The sequence below is a fragment of the Claveliimonas bilis genome (assembly GCF_020892095.1).
In the GTDB taxonomy this organism is placed as follows: domain Bacteria; phylum Bacillota; class Clostridia; order Lachnospirales; family Lachnospiraceae; genus Claveliimonas; species Claveliimonas bilis.
This window is the reverse complement of record NZ_AP024845.1, coordinates 1780698-1796551: the sequence shown is the minus strand read 5'-3', so window position 1 is coordinate 1796551 and position 15854 is coordinate 1780698. Positions and strand designations below refer to the sequence as shown.

Here is a 15854-nt window from a genome sequence, read left to right as displayed (position 1 = left end):
CTCCTTATCTGCTTCTCTATAAAATCACCATAAATAGTTTTGCCGTTATAAAGCTGATCAAGCCGCATCCCGGGAAGGTAAATACCCAGGTCAGCATCATCTCCTTTACAATATTGAAATTAATGGCAGACAGACGTTTTACTGCGCCCACACCCATAATCGCACTTGTTTTTGTGTGGGTCGTGGATACCGGGATTCCAAACAGACTGGAATACAAAAGACACAGCGCCCCTGCAAGGTCTGCCGAAAAGCCCTGGTATCTGTCCAGCTTCACCATATCCATTCCTACTGATTTAATAATTTTCTCTCCGCCTACACTTGTTCCCATTGCCATAACAATACTGCAAAGGAGCATAAGCCACACCGGTATCTCCATCCCGCTTACCGATGAACTGCCATTGTAAAACGCAATCCCCAGAAACAGAACACCGATAAACTTCTGTCCGTCTTGCGCCCCGTGCATAAAGCTCATGGCTGCAGCTCCTACAATCTGTGCGCCGCCGAAAAAACGATTTGCCCGGCTTCTTTCCATATTCCGGAACAATACCGTGATCAGTCTGCATATGATCCACCCTGTAGCAAATCCCAAAGCAAGACTGAGTACCAGACCGTATATGACCTTGATCCACTCTGCACCGTTGATCCCTTCCACTCCATGGTGAATGGCGATCGCCGCACCTGAAAGTCCGGCAATCAGACTGTGGCTTTCACTGGTAGGTATACCGAAACAGGAAGCTCCCACACTATATATCACTATAGACAAAAGCGCAGCACACAGCCCGATGAGAGCCTCATGAGTCTGGTTACCGAAATCCACCATATTACTGATCGTTGATGCTACTGAACTGTTGATCTGGGTCATCACAAATACCCCAAGAAAATTAAAAAATGCACTCATCCATATCGCTGTCCTTGCCCGAAGACACCGGGTTGCCACACAGGTTGCGATCGCATTGGGAGCATCTGTCCAGCCATTTACAAAAATAACTCCTAATGTAAGCAGTATCGTCACTGCCAGCACAGGACTTCCTGTGATTCCCGTCCAGAAGTATCCAAATGAAATTTCCATATTTTCCCCTTCCAATTACATTTATATATTTCTCTCAAAGTTGTTAATATTATCAACTTTTCCGATTACTACAATAATATCTGACTCATCCAGTCGATATTCCGGCTCAAATTCAATGATTGTTTTATTTTCTCTCTCAATCGCAATAATATTCAGTCCGTGCTTCTGACGCAGCTTTATCTCTTCTATACTGCGGCCTGCCAGTTTTCCGGAAATCCTGATCTGACGAATCTCCACACTGTCATCCAGAGAAACATACTCCAAAAAATTACCTGACAAAAGTCTTCTCCCCAGACGAAGCGCCATATCTCTTTCCGGGTATACTACTTCAGCCCCCAATTTCTTCAATACCGCTCCCTGTTCTGCTGAAAGAGCCTTTGCGATCACACGAGGCACACCCATTTCAATGACACTCATTGTAGTCAGGACGCTGACATCTACTTTTTCTCCGATGCAGACAATTACCACATCACAATTCTGGATCCCCGCCTCTTCCAGAGTTTCCATACTAAGATCATCCGATACAAACGCATACTCTGTATATTGCCTCATCTCTCTGATCGTACTTTCTTCTCTGTCGATCACGATCACTTCATTATCCGACTGCGCCAGTGTAACAGCCAGAGCTGTTCCAAACCGTCCCAGTCCGATCACTCCATATGTAGCTGTTGTTTTTCTTTTCTTCATCATCCGCCTTGATTCCTTTCTACTTTATTTCTGCCTTTCCCAATCTCTTTATCCGATAGCAATGCTTTCTTCGGAATAGCGTATTGCAGATTCCGGACGACTGATCCACATAGTCAGTAAGGTGAATGCTCCCAGTCTTCCGATAAACATGACCGAAATGATCACCAGCTTGCCCGCCGTACAAAGTTCCGGCGTAATGCCAGTGGACAGACCCACTGTACCGAAAGCGGAAACTACCTCAAAAAATATCTGGATAAAGCTGCAGTCCGGTTCCAATATGCACATGAAAAATGTAGCGATGCAGACAACTGTTATAGACAGAACGGTGATCATACATGCTTTAGAAACGTTTTTCTGAGAGATTTCTCTGTGAAAAGCGCTGACATTTCGTTTCGTACATGCACTTCTTGCTGCCTGTATCATAACAAAAAACGTACTGGTTTTTATTCCTCCTCCTGTCGATCCCGGAGAGGCCCCTATAAACATAAGGATACAAAGTACAAACAAGCCTGCATTGCTGAAAGTACCGATGGGATACGTAGAAAAGCCTGCTGTCCTCGCCGAAACGCTCTGAAAAAACGCTCCAAGCCATGAAATATCTTCTGTCCACTTTAAAAGAAACATTCCTGCCGCCACCAACACTGCACTGGTAACAATCACGATCTTGGAATGAAATGATAATAGTTTAAAACGGCGATGCCGCCCAATATCCAAGATTACAAGGAAGCCGAGCCCTCCTGCCAGGATCAGAAAACTGGTAGTGAAATTCAGCAGAATATTTTCCTGATAAGGAATCAGATTTCTTAATCCTCCCAAAATATCGAATCCGGAATTATTAAAGGCAGCCACTGAATGAAAAATGCTGATCCCGGCTGCATGAAGCGGTTCATAATCCCGTGAAAAGACAAGAAAACTAAGCAGCGCTCCCACCGCTTCAAAACTCACTGTCATAAACAGCACCGCCTTAACCAGACGTACGATCCCCCGATAATTATCAATATTCAAAGCTTCCTTTACCAAAAGCCTGCTCTTGATACTCACTCGTTTGCCGGCAGCCAGCATCAGACCTACACCTACGGAACTTACGCCCAGACCTCCTATCTGGATCAGAACGGCCACAAGCCCCTGTCCGAATGCCGTAAAATGATCCGCCGTATCTATAGCGATCAGTCCGGTCACGCAGACTGCACTGGTAGATGTAAACAAAGCGTCAATAAAAGAAACTTCTGCCCCGCTTCTGACAGAAAACGGCATACAAAGAAGCAGCGCCCCGACAAGAATCACCGCTGCAAAGCCTGCAGTAATAAGGCGGCCCGGAGGCTGCCGCCGAAAAAAATTGTCATTATTCAATTTTCCACCTGCTTTCTTTTTGAAACATACGCAATATACTTCGATCAAATGAAAGCAGCGCGTTTTTTTCCGTCTTTTTTCTGTTGGATAACTAAATCGCACAAGAAACGTGCCAAAGGATAAAAATAAGACTGCAAATATGCTCCATAAACTTTTTTCAGAAAAGCCCACGCAAAAAAGACTGCTGATGCAGAGAAAATCAGACAGAATAATACAGATATTTTAGATAAACCGGCCTTCATTCTCCGGCCGCACTCTACCTTAAGAACCGCCTGGTGCTGCAGAAAATCCCAGGAATCCATACTCTGAAAATCAATATGCTTTCCTGTCTTTGAGGCAACAACCTCCTGTTTCTGTTCATCCGCCACCGAATATTCCAGGCTCTGTACCGGAATTTCCAAGGACACAAAAACACTAATATATATCATACATAAGGCAAGAATTATCTTACAAAATCTGCTATACATTTCACTCTCTCCCGGCTGGAAGGCTTTTTGTTTCACTGGGAAACCTTGCTGCGAACTTTCCTCTCAAATAAAAAATGCGGATGACAGGAATCGAACCTGCACACCGAAGTACTAGATCCTAAGTCTAGCGCGTCTGCCAGTTCCGCCACATCCGCATAATAATAATAAATTTCTATATAGCAAACCGCTAAAGCCTGCAGATAATAGTTTACGCACCCATCCATCCTTTGTCAAGTAATAATTTGATTTGGATTTAACATAATTTAATTTATATTTACCCAGGCAACTGGGAGGGACAGCTTTCTTCCCGAAGGTTGACGCCGCGCGTTCAAAAAACAGCGGAAAGCCTTTCGATTGGCTTTCCGCTGTTTTTTAATAATGAGCGTGCGGGGATTCGAACCCCGGACAACTTGATTAAAAGTCAAGTGCTCTACCACCTGAGCTACACGCCCGTATGAAACTGGGCTAGTTGGATTCGAACCAACGAATGCAGGAGTCAAAGTCCTGTGCCTTACCGCTTGGCGATAGCCCAATAGCCCTTTCGGGTTAAGGTGGATACAGGGATTCGAACCCTGGGCCTCCAGAGCCACAATCTGGCGCGCTAACCAACTGCGCTATACCCACCATATCCTATGTTCTCCATCTGCCAGACCTGATCCAAGACAATATGGACTGACTCGGCGCTGAGATTATATGATCAGATCATATCTCTCATAACCTGTCCGCACTTCGCCGTTTCCAATCTTACTCTGCCTTTGGCTCGTCTTGATGGACGGCTTATGGTCGATCAGACAAAAGTCTGATCCAGCGAGCCTGGGGGGATTCGAACCCTCGACCTACGGCTTAGAAGGCCGTTGCTCTATCCAGCTGAGCTACAGACTCATTTTTCTCAAAGCACTTCAGGGCTTTAAGAAAGCGGGTGATGGGAATCGAACCCACGTATCTAGCTTGGAAGGCTAGTGTTCTACCATTGAACTACACCCGCATAAATATCGGGGTGACAGGATTTGAACCTGCGACCTCCTGGTCCCAAACCAGGCGCTCTAGCCAAGCTGAGCCACACCCCGATGTCTATTTTATTCTGCTCACTTACGTGGCACAAGAATGATTATATATGAACAAGTAATAATTGTCAACAATTTTTTTTAGTTTTTTATCACAAGCATATTTTCAGTTCTTTTTCCGCTTCCGGGCGAAAAAACACTCTCTTTCCATAGCTGCTAAGAGATCCCCGAAACCTTGTAGCCCGCCTTTTCCACTGTGTTTTTCAAAACTTCTTCCGCAACTTCCCGGTCATAGGAAATGACTGCTCTGCCTTTGGACAGGCTGACATCAGCCCGGACGCCGTCAATCTGGTTTAATGCTTTCGTCACGCTCATCGCACAATGTTCACAATGCATTCCGGTAATTTCTATTGTCTTTTTTCCGATCACCGGACCGTCCAGCTTCTTCTTTTTTATCTTAGCAGCAGAGCAGCTTCCTCCCGCCGGGCATCCGACACATTTCACACCGTTTCTTTTCGCTTTGATCAGATACGAAACCGCACTGCCGATAACAACCGCCAGAATAATGATCACAATAATATTCGTCATAAATGTCATCCTTTCCTTTTTCAATGTCAAGCGGCGGACAAATCTCCTTGCCCACCGCTATCATTATGCCACTTATTTAGCTACATGCAAACTGTATTCTCCCACAAACTCTCTGTCTGACCGGCGAATCCTCCATATAATGATTGCCGCAAACACGAGAACTGCGATCAAACCTGGAATAAATGCGGTTCCCAGAGAACCGGTCGTTACCAGCGTACCGATCTGATATACAAGAAACGCTACTGTATAACCGGTTGCAAGCTGAAGACAAATGCCGCCAAACAGCCATTTCCCGCTCTTCATCTCCGAGTTCATTGCCCCCAGAGCAGCAAAGCAGGGCGGCGTATATAAGTTGAACATCAGATAAGCAAGGGCTGCCACTTTTGTAAGTCCCATGATCGTCGCTACTTCATTTCCACTTCCGACCAGGGCAAGTTCTTCTGTATCGATCAGATTTGTAACACCATAGACAACTGCCAGAGTACCTACTACATTTTCCTTTGCAATAAATCCTGTGATAGCTGCCGCTGCAAGCTGCCACACCCCAAATCCAAGAGGAATGAACAGAACTGCAAACGGATGCGCAATACTTGCAAGAATAGAAGTATCTGCCGCTCCTTCCTCAACAACCTGGAACTGCCAGTTAAATGTCTGCATGATCTGTACCACTGTATTGCACACTAAAATAATTGTTCCGGCTTTTATAATATATGCTTTGCCACGCTCAAGCATAGAAATACATGCTCTCTTCAGGCTGGGAATTTTATATTCCGGCAGCTCGATGATAAAGAATGATTTCCGGTATTTCTGCCCTGTAATCCTCTTAACAAGCAGCGCTCCTAAAAGAACCAGTAAAATACCAACCAGATACATCGTAGCAGATACCCACCAGGCATCTGCAAAAAATGCGCCTGCAAATAAAGCAATAACCGGGATTTTAGCTCCGCACGGCATAAACGGCGTCAGCATCGCTGTTGTTCTGCGCTCCCTCTCGTTGCGGATCGTACGGGAAGCCATAACGCCGGGAATCGCACATCCTGTACCAATTACCATAGGAATCACAGATTTTCCGGAAAGTCCTACCCTCTTGAAGATCGGGTCAAGCACTACAGTTGCACGAGCCATATATCCACAGTCTTCCAAAAGAGCGATAAGAAAATACATTACCATTACTAGTGGAAGGAATCCGACAACCGCACCGACGCCGCCAATGATACCATCCACCAGCAAAGCGTACAGAAGCGGATTGGCATTTTCCATCAGTCCTCCGACCCAGCCCTGGAAGGTTTCTATCCAGGCAACCAGCCAGTCGGCGATCCAGGTACCCAGTGTAGTCTGCGATATGTAAAACACAAGGAAAATAACAACGACAAAAATCGGGATCCCGACAATTTTATGTGTAATTACATCATCAATTTTATCCTGTGCATTTTTATCTTTTGTAAAAACGGTTCTCTTTTCTACTTGCTTTACAATTCCGTTTACAAATTCAAAACGTTTTCTGTCAGCAGCTTCCACCGCATTCTTATCTTTCAGGTTGATATCCGCCTGTATATAAGGCGCCTCCTGTTTTGCCCCCTTTAAAGCAGCCGCCTGATTTACCGCTTCTTTCAGCCCTTCATGACCGGAAGAAGTAGAGACCGTTTTCACTACCGGACAGCCCAGTTTTTCAGACAAAAGTCTTTCATCAATCTCTGTTTTTTTCTTTGCCGTAATATCGCTTTTATTCAGCGCTACTACCACCGGAATACCCAGCTCCAGAAGCTGCGTCGTAAAAAACAGACTTCTGCTTAAGTTTGTAGCATCCACAATATTAATGATAGCATCCGGTTTTTCATCTTTTACATAACTGCTTGTAATGCTTTCCTCCGAAGTAAAAGGAGACATGGAATAAGCTCCCGGAAGGTCAACCGCCACCAGGTCTTCTGTCCCATCATAATAAGCTTTTTTGATCGAGCTTTCCTTCTTCTCCACTGTAACACCGGCCCAGTTTCCCACACGTTCGTTTCTTCCCGTCAGTGCATTGTACATTGTTGTCTTTCCACTGTTTGGATTTCCCGCAAAAGCAATCCTCATAATGCAAATTCCTCCTTCACTCTTTTGATTAGCATTTGCTAATTTTAATTAGCTATAACTAACATATTTGTTTAAAAAAACAGTGAACCAGTTCACCATTTTTTATATTGAAATAGCCTGAGCTAAATCAGTATCAATATTATATCTTCCATCTTTAATAGAAACGACACAGCCGCCTTTCAGGCGTGAGATCACCGTAATGGGTTCACCGCTGTAACAGCCCAAAGAAAACAAAAAAGACTTCAATTCTTCATCGTCTGACATAATATCTTTTACAATATACTCTTCGCCTTCTTTGGCATCCAATAAATTCATATCTTTTCATCCTCCTGACTGTATGTGAACAGCCCTTTGCTGAATCTATCTATAAATTTTTGTTCATTCTTTCATGCACAAGTTAGTATACACTAACTAACTATTCCTGTCAAGAAGATTCTTATGGATTTATCATTTTTTATTCGAGATAGCGGATCTCATAGTTTATTTTCCCGTCAGAATCCATTTGCATTACAATATAACTTGGTTTTCTACCCTTCTGTCTGGGATAAGCTATACTGCCCGGGTTCAGCGTAACCAGATCAGGTTCTATCGTCAGCGAAGGCATATGGGTGTGCCCATACATGACAATATCTGCTCCTCGTCCTCTGGCCTCTTCCTTTACACGCTCCTCGCCCATTCCTACAAAATATCCGTGTCCATGCGTAATAAATACATGATGATCCCCGATAAAAAATTCTTCCTCCCATGGCAATTGAGAGAAAAAGTCATTATTCCCACTGACAATGTGCACCGGACAGTCTGCCAAAGCCTCTATGTAGTCTTCTTTTCCTTCCACATCACCCAGATGGATCATCATATCAATGTGTCCGGTTTCTTCCAATGCTCTCTCCAGATTTCGGTGGGATTTATGTGTATCACTTACTACCAGTATCCTCATATTTACTCTTCGGCTCCTTTGTTTTAACGCTGCTCCAGTATCCGACGCATTTTTCTTAGCCCTTCTCCTCTGTGACTCAACTCATTTTTCTTTTCCGGATCAAGCTGGGCGCTTGTGCATCCATACTGCGGCAGGAAGAAAATAGGATCATAACCAAAACCATGTTCTCCTGCAATTTCATAACCGATCCTCCCTTCCATTGTCCCCCTTACAACTTCTTCTGTACCATCCGGAAATGCCGCCGCTATAGTGCACACAAACCGGGCAGTCCGGTCTTCATCCGGCACGCCCGCAAGCCTGTCAAGCAGAGCATTATTTTTTATATCATAGGAAGTATCCTCTCCGAGATATCTTGCAGAATAAATTCCCGGCTCCTTATTCAGATAATCGATCTCAAGTCCGGAATCATCCGCCAGGATCACTGCTTCCTTATACTTTTCCATAGCTGATGCAATCTTTCGGATTTCTCTTGCTTTGATCAGAGCGTTTTCTTCAAATGTGGTTCCGTCCTCCACTACATCAGCATCTATTCCCGCCTCTTTTTGTGACAAAATCTCCGCATCAAGATCCTTAAGGATCATCCGGATTTCTTCCATCTTATTTCTATTTCCTGTTGCAAATATAATTGTTTTCATTTAGCATCCATCCATTCTACTATTATTTTTCTTTGGCGGCTTCGGCCCCAGAAACTGATAAAAATAAGTTTTCAGCATTCCATTATAAATTTTTCTGTTTTTATCTGCTTTTCTGCCAAAATATCTCTGTGCATCCTCATAGCTCGTGATCATGTAGGCAGACCATGTGTCCAGTCCGGCAAAACTCTCTCCAAAAGTCCGGTACAGCTGCGGCAGATCTTTTTTGTCTTCCAGCCTTTCGCCGTAAGGAGGATTGGTAATAATGAAGCCATATTTTCCGGAATGTCTAAGATCGCGGACATTTCTTTCCTGAAAATGGATCAGGTGATCCACACCTGCTTCCCTGGCGTTTCTTCTCGCGATCCGGATCACATCACCATCGATATCATACCCCTGTATATCTGTCTCAATATTTGTTTTTATCCTGCTCTCCGCCTCATCCACTGCCTCATACCACATTTTCTTAGGGAGCAGATTCGTCCAGTCCTCGGCTGTAAAAGAACGGTTCATTCCGGGAGCGATATCCGCTGCCATCATCGCGGCCTCGATAGGAAAAGTACCACTGCCGCAGAAGGGATCCACCAATATTCTGTCTCCCCTCCATGGCGTGAGCATAATAAGCGCCGCAGCCAGCGTTTCCGTGATAGGAGCCTTTCCCGACACCTCCCGGTATCCTCTCTTATGCAGAGAAATTCCTGACGTATCGATCCCTACAGTCACCATATCTTTTTTCAAAAACACCCGGAGCGGATAAGAGGCGTCGTCTTCTTCAAACCACTCTTTATGGTAGGAACTCTGCAGCCTTCTTACAATCGCTTTTTTCATGATGGACTGTATGTCAGACGGGCTGAAAAGCTTACTTTTAACCGATGCTGCTTTGGCAACCCAGAATTTCCCGTTTTCAGGTATGTAATTTTCCCAGGGAATTTCTCTGGTTTTCTCAAACAGTTCATCAAACGTTTCCGCTTTAAACTCTCCTGCTTTCAGCAGCACTCTTTCCGCAGTACGAAGGAAAATATTTGCCCTGCAGACCGCGGACAAATCTCCATAAAACGAAACTCTTCCGTCTTCTGTAGATGAAATCTCATACCCCAGCGCCTGAATTTCTCTTTTCAATACTGCTTCCAGACCAAAATGACAGGGAGCGATCAGTTCTATTTTATCCATAGTAATCTCCATAAATTTTGTTCTATTCTTATCATCTTATTGTTTCTTAAGAAATTTGTCAATTGGGAACAGGGTAATTTTAATTGGGGGACGGGGTATTTTTCAACACCCCGTCCCCCAATTAAAATTACCCTGTTCTTTTTTTGAGCGATCTAATAGCTGTCTGTGCTGTCGCTGCAATTCTGGCTATTGGAAGTCTTATTGGACGATGCAGAACTCTTGGATGCATTTTTTCCCGCTGTATTTTTGGATGCATTCTTGTTGTATGCATTTTTCTTTGATTCATAAGCATTCTCTGCATTTCCCATACCATTTGAATTATTGCTGTAATTCTTTGCCATTTTTGTTACCTCCTATTTGATTGGTTACAGCAATATTATCCCCGAAATATGAATTCCTATGTATTTTTCTCTGATTTTTTGTTTATTAAGTTTTTTTTAATTTTTTTCTTGCTTTTTCATCCATCCTATATTATACTTAGTCATGTAGAAAGAATACTTTCTACAACCCCTTATTAATTATTTATACTCCCCTCAAAAGACCGATGGCTCCCCCATCGGTCTTTTACTTTTTCGTTTTATATTTATAGCTTCAATTATAGACTGATAGGCGGCGCATAAACGCCGCCTATTCATTATTACAGTAAATTTATCATCGTCTTCGCCCGCTGATAAGGCGAAAAATCAGGGCAATGCAAAGGACCGGCACGATAATCGGCATCAGCAGGCTGAAAATCCCGCCGATCACAGCAATAATAATAAGGAAAATTCCTATCACTCCAAGAATTACCAGAAGCTTTTTCCACCAACTGTCCATGGAAAAAACATGAATATTTCCATTATTTCCCATGCCGCCTGCATATCTGTCCGCCTTTCTTTCCTGCCTTGAACTGCTTTTTGCAGACTCATAGTACGCCTCCCTGGTTCCCGGCTCTCCTTCTGCCATATCGATAATAGACCTGGCAATGATCCAGGGATCTCCCAGTTCTTCGATCACTTCACTTTCTGTACGCCCTTTTCGTATTTCTTCTATAATATAAGATTCATAATAGCTTACATTTTCCTGTACGATACGGCCGCTTAAATCATTTTCCAAAGCTTCTTTCAGCTTTTTCAAAAACTCTTCCCGCGTCATCTGCAAATTCCTTCCTTTCAGGTTGACTGCCTGCGGTCATAATATCATATCTTTGCCGCAATTCCAAGTGCAGGATTATGAATATTTTCTTATATCTTTCTAAACTTTAGTATTTGCATACCGCTGACTATTTCCGGCACCCTTATACTTCAAAAAGCAAATCACCATAAGACGGCATCGGCCATGCTTCTTTATCCACGATCATTTCCAACTCATCTACCGGACGGCGCAGTTCTTCCATCGCCGGGAAGACAGAATCATGATAATATCTAGCCTGGCTTTCTCCTTCTTCCATGGCCGCAGCCTCTTCCGTCACTTTCTTCAGCACATCCAGCGCTTCTTTCGTCTGTCCAAGCAGTACGGTAATCTCTTTTAACAGATCAGCCTGTACCTGCGGGTCCACACCGGCTTCTCTCACTGAATTGACTGTATCTGCGAGGGATCTCGTATATTTGATGATCGCAGGTATGATCTGTTTGCTGGCCATATCAATCATAGTGCGGGCCTCAATATTGATCGCCTTTGCATAATTTTCATACTTGATCTCTGCACGTGATTCCAGTTCTGCTCTGGTAAATACATGGAATTTCTCAAACAGACTGATGGTTTCCTCTGTTACCAGGGCCGGAATTGCATCTACCATGGAACGAATATTAGGAAGTCCTCTTCTTTCCGCCTCTTTTACCCATTCATCAGAATATCCGTTCCCATTAAATACAATGCGGTAATGCTCAGTTGCATACTGTTTGATGAGATCATGAACCGCCTTTTCAAAATCATCCGCCTTTTCCAGCACATCACATGCCTGTGAAAACGCATCTGCAACAATTGTATTCAGCACAATGTTCGATCCCGCGACAGAATCCCTGGATCCTACCATACGGAATTCAAATTTATTTCCTGTAAACGCAAATGGTGAAGTCCGGTTTCTGTCAGAAGTATCCTTCGCCAGCTCCGGCAGTGTACGCACTCCTGTTTCCAGTTTTCCGGTATTAAGGCTGTGAGTCGCTTCCCCTGTGGTAACCAGCTGTTCCAGCACATCCTCCAGCTGCTCTCCGAGAAATACGGAAATAATAGCCGGAGGCGCCTCGTTTGCTCCCAGTCTGTGATCATTTCCCGGATCGGCGGCTGATTCACGAAGCAGAGCCGCATGTTCGTCCACTGCTTTCAAAATACAGGTGAGCACAAGGAGGAACTGAATATTTTCATGAGGAGTCTCGCCCGGATCAAGAAGATTTTTGCCCTCATCTGTTGTCAGCGACCAGTTATTATGCTTTCCGGAACCATTGACGCCTGCAAACGGTTTTTCATGAAGGAGACATTTCATTCCGTGTTCAGAAGCAATCCGCTTTAAGGTCTGCATAACAAGCTGATTGTGATCGACAGCCACATTCGCCTTAGCGTAGATCGGCGCAAGTTCATGCTGCGCAGGAGCAACCTCGTTGTGCTGTGTCTTGGATGTCACGCCCATTTTCCACAGCTCTTCATTGACATCTTTCATAAATGAGGCAATACGCTGACGAATGGTTCCAAAATAATGGTCGTCCAGCTCCTGTCCCTTGGGAGGCATTGCGCCAAACAAGGTACGTCCTGTATAGATCAGGTCCTTTCTTTCCAGAAATTTCTTTGCATCAACAAGGAAATATTCCTGCTCCGGTCCTACAGAAGGCGTTACCTTCTTCGCCCTTGTATTTCCGAATAAGCGGATCAGACGAAGAGACTGCTCGTTGATCGCTTCCATGGAGCGAAGAAGCGGTGTTTTCTGATCCAGCGCCTCTCCTGTGTAGGAACAGAATGCAGTTGGGATACACAAAGTAGCACCGGCTGCATCTTTCCGGACAAAGGCCGGGGAGGTGCAGTCCCACGCAGTATATCCGCGCGCTTCAAAAGTTGCCCGAAGTCCTCCTGACGGGAAGGAAGAAGCATCCGGCTCACCCTTGATCAGCTCCTTACCGGAAAAACTCATCAGCACTTTTCCGGTTTCCATAGGTGCGGAAATAAAGGAATCATGTTTTTCTGCAGTTACACCTGTAAGCGGCTGGAACCAGTGTGTGTAATGAGTTGCGCCCTTCTCAATCGCCCATTCCTTCATCTCATGCGCAATCACATCCGCTGTAGCAAGGTCCAGTTCCTTGCCTTCCTCAATCATCTTCTTCAGATCCTTGTAGACCTTCTTCGGCAGACGTTCCTGCATAGTCGCATCATCGAATACATTTTCTCCGAAAATATCTGCCACATTAAATAATTCACTCATATTTTCCGTAATCCTTTCTTTCTATCTGTTTAAAGAGCTGATGAGGGCTATGTCGTCTGAACATTCCCTTTAACCAGAAAAAGGCACTCCGACCTCCCGGCCGGAACACCTTTATTCCACTTCATTTCTCTTTTCGCTCTTAGGCTTTCCCAACAGAGCCGAATAATTCCATCTTTTCTTTTACTGTCTGCATAATTGCATCTGTACCCGGTTTCAGGAGTTTACGAGGATCAAATCCCTTTCCTTCCAGATCTTTTCCATCTTCAATGTATTTACGTGTAGCGGCAGCGAAAGATAACTGACACTCTGTGTTTACATTGATCTTTGCAACTCCCAGATCAATTGCTTTCTTGATCATATCCTCCGGGATTCCTGTTCCTCCGTGAAGAACCAGCGGCATCTTTCCTGTCAGCTTCTGGATGGCATCCAGAGTTTCAAAGCTTAATCCCTGCCAGTTTTCCGGATATTTTCCATGGATATTTCCGATTCCTGCTGCAAGCATTGTAACGCCAAGATCAGCGATCATTTTACACTCGTTCGGATCAGCGCACTCTCCCATTCCTACAACTCCGTCTTCTTCACCGCCGATGGAGCCGACTTCTGCTTCCAGGGACATTCCTTTCTCAGCGCATACAGCAACCAGTTCTTTTGTCTTTGCAACATTTTCTTCGATCGGATAGTGAGATCCGTCAAACATAATAGAAGAAAATCCCGCTTCGATACACTTGTAGCATCCTTCGTATGTTCCATGATCCAGATGAAGAGCTACAGGTACAGTGATACCGAGTTCATCGATCATAGCCTTTACCATGTCTGCAACAGTCTTGAATCCTGTCATATACTTTCCGGCACCTTCGGATACTCCCAGGATGACCGGAGATTTGCATTCCTCTGCTGTAAGCAGGATTGCTTTTGTCCACTCCAGATTGTTGATGTTGAACTGACCTACTGCATAATGGCCTTCTACTGCTTTTTCAAGCATTTCTTTCGCTGATACTAACATATATTGTCTCCTCCACTTCCTTATACTGCATTATGCCGGCGCAAAGACCGACATAATGTAAACTTTCGCTTTTTTTATTATATATCATCACAGAAGAAAAGACAAGACATTCTGTTTTAACAGCTTTTTAGCTGTTGTATACCTCTTTGTTCAATTCCTTTTCTTTTGCATTTACAATAACATTTGTAGCAGCGTCACCGATAACATTCAAAGGCAGCAGAGCCATTTCAACCGGACGGTTAATTGCTACGACCAGCGCATAAGCGATCATACATGCATCTGATGTCCAGCCCATGCCGGAAAGGATCGTTACGATCAGAGTAGTTCCGGCGATCGGAATAGCCGGGCATCCCATTGCTGCACAGATGGAAAGGAATGCGACCACAACCAGATTTGCCGGTGTCACATCGATTCCTGCAGATGTTGCAATAAATGTAACTGCAAACATATGCATAACCGTTGTTCCGTTCATATTGATCGTCATACCGGTAGGAAGCACAAAGCTTGTGATCTCCTGGCTGCATCCCAGCTCGTCCAGATTTGTTCTTGTATTCAGAGGCAATGTAGCTGCAGAAGAGTTTACAGAGAATCCGAACACGCCTACTTTCGCGATCTTCTTCAGGAATTTCATCGGATTCAGTCTTGTTGTCAGCCAGATACCGATCGGATAAAGTGTTACTACCAGGATAAACAGTGTGATCATCGCTCCTACAATATAGGCTGCGGCCGGAGCAAGATATTCTGTACCGTAGATAGCGAATGTACGGGATACCAGACAAAAGATCGCGACCGGACCCACTTTATTGATGAGGAATGTCAGATACATATTGACAACTTCGCTGACACTTTCAAACACCTTTTTTAGGGGTTCTCCTTTTTCTCCGAGCGCCTGCAGGCACAGGCCGATCACGATGGCTACAACAACAACTGCCAGAATACTGTTATTGCTGCTGAATACTTCCGTGATATTGGAAGGAACAGCTGTCACAATAGTTGCCAGCGGGTTAAACGCATCAATAGTAGCTGCATCGGTAACCGCTTCTGCAGGAAGATTTACATTGAAAAGTCCCGCTGATTTCATCAGGTATGCCACAACCCCGCCACAGAATGCGCCTACAACATAGAAGCATACAAATCCAAGCACCGTGCGTCCTGCAATCCTTCCAAGCTTGGTGGAACTGGAAATACTGCACATTGCAAGACTTAAGGATACAAGTACCAGCGGTACGATGGCTGCCTGAAGACCTCTCATGAAGAGCTGGCCGATAATGTAAAGAAGTCCCAAAGCTCCTGTACCATCTTCGGCAGTAATATCCTGGAACAGAATCTTGTTGATCATATTCCATGTCGCTTCATTTCCCGAATCAAGCAGGCTGCTTCGGATAAACATAAATATAAGTCCGACAACAAGACCTCCCACAAGGGCAATCATCATTTTCTTTACAACAGACATTTGTTTCTTATTTTCGTTACTCATCTCTTT

General features: G+C 44.4%; 14 protein-coding genes and 7 tRNA genes. All 21 read right to left on the bottom strand.

Annotation, left to right across the window (positions count from 1 at the left end; all coding sequences use genetic code 11):
• Window positions 1-16: 16 nt before the first annotated feature.
• The 21 genes from EUBC25_RS08810 to EUBC25_RS08710 all read right to left on the bottom strand — a co-directional run bounded on the left by EUBC25_RS08810 (window position 17) and on the right by EUBC25_RS08710 (window position 15848).
• Complete coding sequence (locus EUBC25_RS08810) at window positions 17-1069, bottom strand: inorganic phosphate transporter (RefSeq protein ID WP_230105127.1); 1053 nt, start codon at window positions 1067-1069, stop codon at window positions 17-19.
• 21 nt (window positions 1070-1090) lie between these two features.
• Window positions 1091-1756 carry a potassium channel family protein gene (locus EUBC25_RS08805; protein ID WP_230107581.1) on the bottom strand — a complete coding sequence of 222 codons (666 nt, stop codon included), beginning with the start codon at window positions 1754-1756 and terminating at the stop codon, window positions 1091-1093.
• Between the two features lie 48 nt (window positions 1757-1804).
• Window positions 1805-3106 (bottom strand): TrkH family potassium uptake protein, encoded by a 1302-nt coding sequence (locus tag EUBC25_RS08800; RefSeq protein ID WP_230105126.1) that lies wholly within the window; start codon window positions 3104-3106, stop codon window positions 1805-1807.
• A 542-nt stretch (window positions 3107-3648) separates the two neighbouring features.
• Window positions 3649-3728: transfer RNA gene (locus EUBC25_RS08795), tRNA-Leu, on the bottom strand.
• Between the two features lie 224 nt (window positions 3729-3952).
• Window positions 3953-4025: transfer RNA gene (locus EUBC25_RS08790), tRNA-Lys, on the bottom strand.
• A gap of 8 nt (window positions 4026-4033) precedes the next feature.
• A tRNA-Gln gene (locus EUBC25_RS08785) sits at window positions 4034-4105 on the bottom strand.
• An 18-nt stretch (window positions 4106-4123) separates the two neighbouring features.
• Window positions 4124-4197: transfer RNA gene (locus EUBC25_RS08780), tRNA-His, on the bottom strand.
• Window positions 4198-4381: 184 nt separating this feature from the next.
• Window positions 4382-4455 (bottom strand) — tRNA-Arg (locus EUBC25_RS08775).
• A gap of 32 nt (window positions 4456-4487) precedes the next feature.
• A tRNA-Gly gene (locus EUBC25_RS08770) sits at window positions 4488-4558 on the bottom strand.
• Window positions 4559-4565: 7 nt separating this feature from the next.
• Window positions 4566-4640, bottom strand: a tRNA-Pro gene (locus tag EUBC25_RS08765).
• Between the two features lie 153 nt (window positions 4641-4793).
• Window positions 4794-5165 (bottom strand): heavy-metal-associated domain-containing protein, encoded by a 372-nt coding sequence (locus EUBC25_RS08760; protein ID WP_230105125.1) that lies wholly within the window; start codon window positions 5163-5165, stop codon window positions 4794-4796.
• Between the two features lie 72 nt (window positions 5166-5237).
• On the bottom strand, window positions 5238-7241 hold the full coding sequence (gene feoB, locus EUBC25_RS08755; protein ID WP_230105124.1) for a ferrous iron transport protein B: 2004 nt from the start codon (window positions 7239-7241) through the stop codon (window positions 5238-5240).
• Between the two features lie 102 nt (window positions 7242-7343).
• The gene (locus EUBC25_RS08750; protein ID WP_230105123.1) at window positions 7344-7556 is read right to left on the bottom strand and encodes a FeoA family protein; all 213 of its coding nucleotides are present in this window, start codon (window positions 7554-7556) and stop codon (window positions 7344-7346) included.
• A 139-nt stretch (window positions 7557-7695) separates the two neighbouring features.
• Entirely contained in the window at window positions 7696-8178 is a 483-nt protein-coding gene (locus EUBC25_RS08745) for a metallophosphoesterase family protein (RefSeq protein WP_230105122.1), read from the bottom strand.
• Window positions 8179-8201: 23 nt separating this feature from the next.
• Window positions 8202-8813: an RdgB/HAM1 family non-canonical purine NTP pyrophosphatase gene (gene rdgB / locus EUBC25_RS08740; RefSeq protein WP_230105121.1), complete on the bottom strand. Its 612-nt coding sequence runs from the start codon at window positions 8811-8813 to the stop codon at window positions 8202-8204.
• Complete coding sequence (locus EUBC25_RS08735; protein ID WP_230105120.1) at window positions 8814-9980, bottom strand: THUMP domain-containing class I SAM-dependent RNA methyltransferase; 1167 nt, start codon at window positions 9978-9980, stop codon at window positions 8814-8816. It lies immediately after the preceding gene.
• 152 nt (window positions 9981-10132) lie between these two features.
• A complete protein-coding gene (locus tag EUBC25_RS08730) occupies window positions 10133-10321 on the bottom strand; it encodes a hypothetical protein (protein ID WP_230105119.1) in 189 nt (62 codons plus the stop codon).
• 310 nt (window positions 10322-10631) lie between these two features.
• Window positions 10632-11114 (bottom strand): DUF1700 domain-containing protein, encoded by a 483-nt coding sequence (locus tag EUBC25_RS08725; protein ID WP_230105118.1) that lies wholly within the window; start codon window positions 11112-11114, stop codon window positions 10632-10634.
• A gap of 142 nt (window positions 11115-11256) precedes the next feature.
• A complete protein-coding gene (locus tag EUBC25_RS08720; RefSeq protein WP_230105117.1) occupies window positions 11257-13368 on the bottom strand; it encodes a glutamine synthetase III family protein in 2112 nt (703 codons plus the stop codon).
• A 139-nt stretch (window positions 13369-13507) separates the two neighbouring features.
• Complete coding sequence (gene fba / locus EUBC25_RS08715; protein WP_230105116.1) at window positions 13508-14371, bottom strand: class II fructose-1,6-bisphosphate aldolase; 864 nt, start codon at window positions 14369-14371, stop codon at window positions 13508-13510.
• Between the two features lie 127 nt (window positions 14372-14498).
• Complete coding sequence (locus tag EUBC25_RS08710; protein ID WP_230105115.1) at window positions 14499-15848, bottom strand: dicarboxylate/amino acid:cation symporter; 1350 nt, start codon at window positions 15846-15848, stop codon at window positions 14499-14501.
• Window positions 15849-15854 lie beyond the last annotated feature (6 nt).